The following is a 9,577-nucleotide window of genomic DNA, read 5'->3' on the forward strand; positions in this document are numbered from 1 at the left end:
AGATCCTGGTCGTTGCTGACGCCGACTGCTTGGTTCCGGGTGTGGGTGAGGCAGTCCAGGAAATCAGGGAGGGCTGCCCATGGGCGGTTCCGCATTACCGGGTGCACCGCCTGAATGAGGAGGCGACTGGCCGGGTTCTGTCCGGGGAGGCTCCGGAGGACGTGGCTGCCGGACGCAGGGTTTACACACAGTCACCGTATGTAGGGTATGCGGGTGGTGGCGTAGTCGTTGTGAGGCGGGATGTGTACTGCTCTGCACCGCTGGATCCGAGGTATCTGGGATGGGGACAGGAGGACGAGTCGTGGGCGGAAGCGCTGACGCTTCTGCATGGCGAACCGTGGCGTTCAGGTCTCCCTTTGTGGCATTTGTGGCATCCGCCGCAGCAGCGAATGACGCGGATTACAGGGTCTCACGCCTCTCGTGAACTGCGTAAACAGTATCGACGCGCGATAACAGTGAGAGGTATGGAGCGCCTGCTGGAACCTGCTGTCCGATTGGCTAAGGCAAGCCTCACCGAACAACACTCCCTGTGATTGTCTGATTCTGCTAGCGTAGTCAAGGAAAAACCCCGGGCTACGTGTGAGGACACTGCCCGGGGTTCCCTATACGAATGTGGCTCCACCTGGAAGGCGACAACCAACTACCAGTGGCACTACTGTATCTCAGGAATCCCTACTCTGCATCCTGGATCGCAGTGCGCCACAGAGAGGAAAATCTCGTGAGCGCCAGCATCAAGCGCGGACTAATGGGCGCAGATGTCTTCGGGAAGCAGTACACCCGTGTCGCAAATGAGGCAGCCCGAGATCGTCGTCTTTCCTACCGCGCATCCGGAATTCTGCTGGAACTTGCCAGTCATGCGGAAGGTTTCACGACTTCTGTGGCAGCTCTCGCCTCACGCGCCCAAGAAGGCCGCAAGGCGATCGATGTCGCCCTCAAGGAACTGGAGCAGCACGGCTACCTGACGCGCAAGCAAGTTCAGGACCCGGTGACGAAGCGCTTCGGGGGGACTGTCTACACAGTCACCGACATGCCTCAGGGTTCTCGCCTGTGGGAGGCGTACCGGACCCTGATGGGCGACACGGAAAACCCCAGGTCAGAGCCGTTGACCCCTGAGGGGGATACGGGTGAAACCGCAGGTGGGAGCCGTTATACCCTTTTCCGCGACGCGGCTCAGCGTGACGCGGTAGAGCGTGACGCGGAAAAGGCGACACATAAGAAGACCACCTCAGGAGAAGACGAAGGGCTTGTAGAAGAACAACCCATCTCTCTCTCCTCACCTCTCCCTCTTCCCGGCGCGGGTCCCGCTGGCGCGGGAGAGAGAGATGCGGCTTCGCCTCACAGCCAGCCCGTGACTGAGGCCGGTGGGCAAGGTGCGGGCATGGCGGCCTCAGGTGTCGAGGGGAACCCGATGGTGCCGCCCGAGGGGCCGCTGTGGTCCGGGGAGGAGGGGGCCTTTGCCGGGTCCTCGGTTCCGGCGGGCGGGGGATGCTCACCGTCGCTGCCGGATTCCCCGTCATCGGGTAGCCGGAAGAACCGTTCCGGCAAGCGGCACAAGCCTGCCGACTTGCTGCCCCCTGGTGCCCCCCAGGGGGCCTCCCGTGGGCCGGGGCGGGCAAAGGGGCGCCGGGAGCCGTCACGGGCCGCTGTCCGGGCGCTGAGGGCTCTGGACAAGCGCATCGAGGAGCCGCTGGCGGTGCAGCTGGCCGGGTGCGTGGATCCGCGATGGTCGGAGCAAGATCTGCTGAAGCATCTTCGGGCCTGCTACAGCCCGAAGGAGGTCAGGTCACCGAAAGCTCTCCTGGAGAAGATCCTCAGGGGGCTGCCGGACCCGGTGATGTCGGACCCGGTGGAGCCGAAGGGGCGGGTGCGTCTCGGCCGGGGTGACAGTCGGCACAAATACTGTCCGGTGTGCCAGGGGACGCAGTACGAGGAGGATCCGAACGGCAAGCTCACAGGCTTTTGGTGCGAAAACCTGGGGCACTATGGCGAGAAGTGGTTGGATCCGATGCGGTACTGGAACGATTTTCGTCCCACTCTCGGTCAGGATCGCCTGGTCCGGCGGTAACATTAACTACGGAACGTACGTACCCCACTTGGCGTGCCTGTGCGTCGTTCTGCTGACGCGGCCCCGACGTCCGACTCCTTGGCGCCGGGGCCGCGTCGCATCCGGATCCGTTGTCGGTGGCTGCTTGTAGGGTCCACCGCATGACCGGTGTAGACCTTGAAGAGAAGGCACGGATACGCGAGTTCGTGCGCGGAACAGCCCTGAAGGCGATCACTGGGTCATCGGGGAATCCTGCGCCGGACAGTGGCTTCAGCCTGATGACGTGGCTTGCCTCGGCGGTCTACGAGAAATTGGACCGCGACTTCGCCGAGGCTGCCCCAGTCGACGCCGCCGGGCCCGGCTCGCTGGCCGGTGACGTACTGTCCGGATTCAAAGGCGGCTTCGTCCGGTACTTCCCCGACAGTTCCCTGCTGCTCATCGTCCGGGTCGTCCCGGTCTCCTATATCCGTTCCGTGCGGACAGGTTTGATCTCTTCCCCTGATCTGGAGCGCTCCCGGGAGCTGGCGCATGCGATCCAGGGAGCGGGGGTTGCGTGCGAGCGGACGGCGGTGGCCTACATCCCGTTCGACTCGAACAAGGTGTCCGACATCAAGCTGGCCCCGGGGTCGGACCCCGTCGCGAAGGATCTGGTGCACGCGGTAGTGACGCGGCCCTCGGAGCGGGGCCTACAGAGGATGCCCGGTCCGAGTGACCTGGCGGACCCGTGCGATGTCTGCCTGGCCCGGAAGATTGCCCACTTCCTGGGCATCGATCCGGACCCCGAGGATGAGAACTTCTCCCTGAAGGCGTGGGTTGGAACCTCGGTACACGAAAAGCTGGAGCGGGATCTGCCGAAGGTGTACGACGGGGCGCAGCTGGAGATCACCGTCAGCATCGCGGACATCCCGGGATTGGGCCTGGTCAGCGGGCACGTGGACAGCTACTTCCCTGAGCGGCTTGCCCTCAATGACTGGAAGACCGGAGATCTGAGCGGCACGTTCGGCGTCAAGAGGATGCGAACGGATGGGGTGAAAACGGCCTATCTGCGACAGACGATGCTGTACTGCTACGGGATGCGACAGTCAGGGCTGCCGGTGGAGTGGGCGAATCTGACGTTCATACCCCGGGATTCCAACAGAGCGTCGGATATTTGGACAGCGACGTGCTCCTACCGAGAAGACGTCGCAGTTTTCGCACTGAACCGTGCAGAATCTCTAGTAGACGTGGTAAAGTCTGGGGACAGGCACACACTGGAGCCCGATCTGGAGGCTCCCTGCTTCAAGTGCGTGGTACTGCCGCGCCTCCTCGGATAGCAACGTAGAGCCGACTCGCATACACGCAGATACCCACGGACAAACTGAAAAGGAGGTGAGCTTGTGACTGCACTCGCGACGGTTGCCTCCCAGCAGCGCGGCAACCTGAACCTGATGCAGCAGGCACAGCAGAGCGGACTCGACGGCATGCTGGCACTCGCCGGAGCACTGGCCGACAACGACGTTCTCCCCGAGCAGTTCCGCAAGAACAAGGCGAACATCCTGGTCGTCATGCTGGCTGCCCAGGAACTCGGCATCGGATTCACCGCAGCCATCCAGAATTTCTACATCGTCAACGGCAGGCTCTCGATGAGCGCCGACATGATGATCTCCCTTGCCCAGAATGCCGGACACCTCATCCGGCACGAGTTCGAAGGCGAAGGGAACGACATCAAGGCCACCTGCATCCTCGTCCGGTCCGAGGACAGGAATCGGCACGCCGCCCTGGAGGACCAGCTCACCAGCGAGTCCGACAAGGACAGGATCGCCGTGCTGGAAAAAGCCATCGCCAGGCTGGAGCATCGCGTCACCTGGGGCTTCGGCGAGGTGAAGGCTGCCCGGCTGACCAGTGCCGACGCAGATGCCAATCACAACAAGTACCGCCGGGCGATGCGGCGTCACCGCGCGGATGCCGAGTGCATCCGTATGGCCTGCCCGGAGGTTCTGGGTGCCTACCGGTATACGCCGGAGGAGCTGGGCGCCAAGGTCAGCGAAGACGGAGCCCCCGTTGACTCCGTGACAGTGGAACGGGCCGACCGCCCGCAGAAGAGTTCCCAGAAGGCCGCCCACAGGGAGCCCGCCCAGGCCGCCCCGGCTTCCGCCCAGCGGGATTCCGGGACCGGAGCCGGGTTGCAGGGGTTGGATGCGCAGGGCCTGTACGACAAGGCATCCACGGCGCCGACCAGTAAGCAGCTCTTGGAGATCGCGAAGTACGCGGAGAAGGCGGGCCTCAAGGGCAAAGTCGTGAACACCGGTAACGGAAAGCGGTCGCTGAAGGCCGGACTGAACGCTCTGTACGACAGTCTCGGCTGACCAGACCTCGATCACTGACAATCAAGAAGATACCCACACAGAGAAAAGGACATACGGGAATGAGCGACGAGAAGGACATCTTCGAGGATCTGGCCGCCGAGAACTCGGACACCCCGGCCGATGGCGTCATCGACGGCGAGGTGGTTGAGGATTCCGGTGACTTCGAGTTCGAGGAGATCACCGTCACCGCCACGGCGGAGGACTTCGAGGCGGCGAAGGTCTTCAGTGGCCGGTTCGTCGAACTGGAGGACAACCAGTGGGTTCCGCTGACGATCCTCCAGGCTCGCCTGGTCAAGGGGGAGCAGGAGTGGAACAAGGGTGTTCCGCAGATCCTGATCTTCGCCGAGCACCTGGCGGACACCTACCTGAACGGGCGCAAGTACCCCTACCGGGCCTGGTGCTCCTTGGTGGAAATCAAGGCACAGAACAGCGACAACAAGCGCCGTCCAGGCGCGAAGCTGCTCGCGGCGACCGGCCTCATGCCGCCACTGGAGGAAGGTGCCGAAGCCACCAGTGTCAAGATCACCAAGGACATGGTGGCCAAGGACGTGGACGAAGAGGGCGAGGAGATCATTGTCCTCCCCGGCCTGGAGGGCAAGGAGATCATGGGGCAGATCTCCGTCAAGCCCGGGAAGATGAAGCCCGTTCTCGACGAGGACGGCAACGAGACCGGTGAAGAGCGTCCCGGCTTCCCCAAGGAGAGGCTGCGCGACATGGTTTCGGCGCTGCCGGACGACGTCATCGACGTCACCGGGAAGACCGGAGTCCGCAAGATGCGGGTCACCTACGAGACGATCGCCAACCTGATGGCCCCGATCAAGGCGGGCACCTTCGTGGAGGCGAAGCTGATCGAGGACAGCGGCGAGTTGAGCGAGGTGGCGTACCGGGCGGTGCGCACCACCCAGGGGACATGGAAGCTCGTGCATCCGAAGATGAACGAGCACCCGGGCGGCATTGAGGAGTTCGCGGACACCTTCAACTAGTCACCCGTTCAGCTCATCGGATCAGATCCCTTTAAGATCAAGGCGACCTTGCGTTCGGTGACTGTCCAAGCACGTTCGGTAAGGGCGGAGGCGATTGATGCCTCCGCCCTTACGTGTCGGCGAGTCACCCGACTGCACATCCACGCCGAAGGGGAACTCGCGCTTGAGCTTCGAATTCTTCGACCCCTCGTTCTTCGACACCCTCTTTCCGGGGGAAGCTAGCGATGGACGCGACCTCGGCTACGCGGTGCTCGCCCTCTATCCCGGCGGGAGATTCGACCCGGACCCGAAGAAGGGGCCGACCCAGCTCAGGTTCTTCTCATGGCCTTCCCAGCGGGAAGACCTCATTGCTTTTTGTCTGCACAACACGGACTTGGACATCTACACGACGCCCGCCCTGTTCAAGAAGCGCGGCAGTCGTGAGGCGAGCAACATCTCCCATCAGTGGGCCGCCTATGCCGACGCTGACAGCCTCGACCTGCGCAAGGTGAGAGCCGAGCCCACCATGATCGTGGAGACCTCGCCGGGCAGGCATCACCTGTACTGGGTGACCACCGTCAACAACACCAAGCAGCTCACCGAGATCTCCCGCGCTATCGCCTACGCACACGCTGCCGACGGGTGCGACAAGAGCGGATGGGATGCGGGTCAGCTTCTGCGCGTGCCCGGCACCGCGAACAACAAGCCGGATGTGATCGCTCGGCACGGCGACCCTTTCGAAGTGCGGCTCAAGCGCGAGCCTGGCCAGCCGTTCTCGGGTCTGTCCCGCCTCAAGGAGCTGTACCCGGCGTACGTCGCCCCGACTCCGTCACCGGCAAGCGCAGGCACGGGTACGGGTATGCCGGACCCGGGGGAGTGGCGGCGCGATCCGAAGGTCCTGGAGGAGGTCTCCCGGATCTTCCATTACGCCCCCGACATCCACAGCATGTACGTCAATCCGGTCCCCCACGGGAAACGTTCGGACACCCTGTGGAGGCTACTGTCCACCCTGTCCCGGCATGGAGCCTCCCGGCTTGCCGCGATGCATATCGCCTGGGGTGCACGATGCAACAAGTTCGCCGAGGATGGGCGCCTTCCGGACGAGCTGTGGCGGACGCTGTGCAAGGCATTCGACGATCCGTCGAACCAGCCGGTCACCACGTCCGTGGAGGTGGCCGAGCGCACCCGGCTGGACGCTTCGGAGGAGAACCCGGAGAACCGGTTCCGGAACTTTGTCTCTTCCATCTCCATCCTCCGGGACGATGAGCGGCCTGAGGTCCCTTCGGATACATTCGTTGACCACTACACGGCCTGGGCATCCACCCGGACCGACGCCCCTGCGGTGTACCACCGGGCCGGTGCCGTGACCCTGCTGACCTCGGTTTTCGGTGAATTCGGTAGCTGTCCGACCAAGTTCGATTCCAATTTGACCTTGTGGTTTCTTCTGCTCGGCCCCACGACCCGGGCCCGCAAGACCACCGCGATGATGCTGTGGGTCGACCTTCTCGCCGATCTTCAGAATGAACGGTTCACTTACCGCCCCATGTCGGACGTGACCTCCGAGGGTCTGTCGGAGATTCTGCCCAAACGCGACGGCAAGACAACCGTGTTCTATCGCGACGAAGCTCACGGATTGCTGTACGAGCTGGACGCCAAGCGGTACCTGAAGGGCTTGCAGGAACACATGACGGAGCTGTACGGCGGCCGGGTCCGCATGCGGGTGCGGGCCACCACGGGTGCTGCGGATGAGGATGACGCACCGGTAGGGAACGTCCGCACCAACTTCGTGATGTTCTTGTGCGGCACGCTCGATCAGGTTACCGACGCGCTGACCATCGACGACTACCAGTCCGGTCATCTGACCCGTTTCCTGACGGCAGAAGCCAACCCTCCGGAGCAGACTGAAGAGGAGATGTACTTCGAGCAGTTCGACGGAGCCGAGGAAGCGGAGGATGCCCACCGGCTGGCCTTGATGAGCGAACTGTCGCAGGCGCGGGAATTCTGGATGAGGAACACCAGACCAGGAAAGACCCGGAGGGTTCCCTTCACGGACGATGCCTGGCGCAGGCTCCACAAGGCAATGTTCCAGATCAAGCAGATATCCAGGGAGGGCAGTGTGGCCGAGGCCCTGAAGCCGACTGCGCACCGCATGGGTATCTCGGTTATGAAGTGCGCGGTCCTGCTGGCCATGTCGGAGCACAAGCTGAGGGTGGAGATGCGGCACATCCTCAAAGCGATCTCCCTTGCTGAGGAGTGGCTGGCCTCCACTGCCACAATCGCCGGACGCATCATGCATTCATCCCAGTCGGCTCGGCAGGAGGAAATTCTGACGATGATCCGGTCCCGGATGGATGGCGTCACGCAGCAGGAGATTTACAGCCGGTTCCGCATGAAGATGCATGAAAAGGAGATCGAGTCAGCTCTGAGCGTTCTCCTCAAGGCTGATCTGATCCGGAAGACGAACGACCTGAAGAGGGTCCGCTACGTCCGGACGCCGCGAACCTGACGGAACAGCGGAGAGGTGGGCGTGCCGTACAAGCCGACCGGCCGGGCACCTGGGAGACCACGAGGTCCGGTCACTCCTGACGGGAAACTGGCCCAGGCCCGTAAGGCCCTGCCGCACGCGAGAGCGTTCCCCGAGATGCGGCGGGCGGTGGACCGGGTGATGGCGGCTCCGGATGATGTCGTGGTCCGCAAAGACACGGCGGATATCCGAGACGTGATCGCCGAGCATCGGTACACCCCCGCCGAGCGTGGTCAGGCGCTGGCGTTCTCGTGGTGGGTGTATGTCAACCGGTTGTCCTGGCCGCGCGCGAAGCTCCGTGCGGCCATTCAGTCGATTTCCCCGATGATGTTGTTCTCGTCGTCGTTTCTCGCAGAGATGACGGGATTGCCCCGGTCGACGGTGACGAAGAACATGCTGAAACCTCCCGGGGTGTCACTGGCCCGGGTGACGGGTTCCTGTGATCCGTGGGTGATTCAGCGCCTCCTGGAGGCGACTGCGCACGGGGTCGAGGAGTACCGGCAAGTGGTTCGTGAGATCACTCTGCTGGAGTGTGTACCTAAGGCATTGATGTCCCGGATCTCAGGAGTTCCGGTCCGCGCCCTTCTCAGGCCCGACAAAGGAATGCAGTTTTTCCCGGAAGCCGCCGACTACTCTCTTGGTCATGTGTGCGGGCGGCAGGTGTATGAGCGCAGTGTTTCGCGGGAGCCCCGATGGGCCCCCAGGCCGGGAGATCAGTCCGATTCGCGTGAGGCTTTCGCGGGGTTCCGGATGACAGATCTTGTGGCTACTTCGATCCCCGTCCCGGACGATGGCGTCAGTCCGTTCTTCACCAGCATTCCCGGGCTTCCTTCAGTCCGTGGTTCCAGGGATGTCGGTCCGGCGTTCTACGAAAAGATCCGGAAATGGGAATTCACTTACCATCTTCCTGCAAAGATCTTCGGTCCCCCGGAGGGCGATTTGGCGTAAATGCCGCCGCATTTACCGGCACGCCCACCCGGGTTCACCACAGACCATAGACCCGGTCGGGGCCCCGACCGGGTCTATGGGGTTCAGCTCACGTTCAGCCGACGAAGATGTTGCCGACGTGAACGAAGACATTGACGAGCACGTTGAGGCCGTCGAACCACATAGTGCGCTCCTTGTGTGGGAAGCGGATGGAGCCGGGATCGGCGCCGACGTGAACCTAACATCATCTGACTTGCGATCAAAACTGAGGATTATCCTGCGAACAGTGCACGTAGCATGACAAGCTATGCGCCATGTCTGACTTCAAGCGTCCCTACGGGGACCTGATCGCAGTACAGAAGACTCTTCGCGGCATAGCTCACACCTCGAAACTGGATGTCGAGCTGGAATCGGATCCGGAGGAGCCGGACGACCTTGACGATCTGGCCCTCGTTCTGGCGGCCGTACGCACCAATCTCCTTCTCGTGGAAGTGGCTCTCAACGAGAAGGACCAGAACCTGAATGGTCCCGAGCTTCGCACCAGAGGCATGATCAAACAGGACATTCTGGCTGATCAGCGGATTCTGGAGCGACCCATGCCAAACGACCCGCCACGGTCCCGCGAAGAGATCGAAGCCAATCTCCGTTACGACGAATTTCAGCTCGCGCGCTCCCACTTCCCCGGCTGTGACTGAGCGGGCTTCTTTGTATCCCTCTTGTATGGGATCACCATAGAGAAACGTTCCAGCTTCTTCAGGCGCTCCTTGGCATCTTC

The 9,577-nt window shown here is 62.6% G+C and carries 7 protein-coding genes; all 7 read left to right on the plus strand.

The window, feature by feature from the left end; genetic code table 11:
• The first annotated feature begins 718 nt into the window (after positions 1-718).
• The gene (locus tag IEJ02_RS12330; protein ID WP_191064860.1) at positions 719-2,065 is read left to right on the plus strand and encodes a helix-turn-helix domain-containing protein; all 1,347 of its coding nucleotides are present in this window, start codon (positions 719-721) and stop codon (positions 2,063-2,065) included.
• Between the two features lie 140 nt (positions 2,066-2,205).
• The gene (locus IEJ02_RS12335; protein WP_191064861.1) at positions 2,206-3,357 is read left to right on the plus strand and encodes a hypothetical protein; all 1,152 of its coding nucleotides are present in this window, start codon (positions 2,206-2,208) and stop codon (positions 3,355-3,357) included.
• Positions 3,358-3,420: 63 nt separating this feature from the next.
• The gene (locus IEJ02_RS12340; RefSeq protein ID WP_191064862.1) at positions 3,421-4,389 is read left to right on the plus strand and encodes a hypothetical protein; all 969 of its coding nucleotides are present in this window, start codon (positions 3,421-3,423) and stop codon (positions 4,387-4,389) included.
• Between the two features lie 59 nt (positions 4,390-4,448).
• The gene (locus IEJ02_RS12345) at positions 4,449-5,372 is read left to right on the plus strand and encodes a hypothetical protein (protein WP_191064863.1); all 924 of its coding nucleotides are present in this window, start codon (positions 4,449-4,451) and stop codon (positions 5,370-5,372) included.
• 163 nt (positions 5,373-5,535) lie between these two features.
• Positions 5,536-7,857, plus strand: a complete 2,322-nt coding sequence (locus tag IEJ02_RS12350) for a DNA-primase RepB domain-containing protein (RefSeq protein WP_191064864.1) — start codon at positions 5,536-5,538, stop codon at positions 7,855-7,857.
• Between the two features lie 147 nt (positions 7,858-8,004).
• Positions 8,005-8,823 carry a hypothetical protein gene (locus tag IEJ02_RS12355; RefSeq protein ID WP_191064865.1) on the plus strand — a complete coding sequence of 273 codons (819 nt, stop codon included), beginning with the start codon at positions 8,005-8,007 and terminating at the stop codon, positions 8,821-8,823.
• Positions 8,824-9,116: 293 nt separating this feature from the next.
• Entirely contained in the window at positions 9,117-9,497 is a 381-nt protein-coding gene (locus IEJ02_RS12360; protein WP_191064866.1) for a hypothetical protein, read from the plus strand.
• Positions 9,498-9,577 lie beyond the last annotated feature (80 nt).

It is taken from the genome of Streptomyces sp. 5-10 (genome assembly GCF_014712245.1).
Lineage (GTDB): Bacteria > Actinomycetota > Actinomycetes > Streptomycetales > Streptomycetaceae > Streptomyces > Streptomyces violaceusniger.

What these genes read in the sequence shown, in the direction of transcription:
- IEJ02_RS12335 (WP_191064861.1), top strand. Translation starts at nt 2,206, where the DNA reads ATGACCGGTGTAGACCTTGAAGAGAAGGCACGGATACGCGAGTTCGTG.
- IEJ02_RS12345 (WP_191064863.1), top strand. Translation starts at nt 4,449, where the DNA reads ATGAGCGACGAGAAGGACATCTTCGAGGATCTGGCCGCCGAGAACTCG.
- IEJ02_RS12360 (WP_191064866.1), top strand. Translation starts at nt 9,117, where the DNA reads ATGTCTGACTTCAAGCGTCCCTACGGGGACCTGATCGCAGTACAGAAG.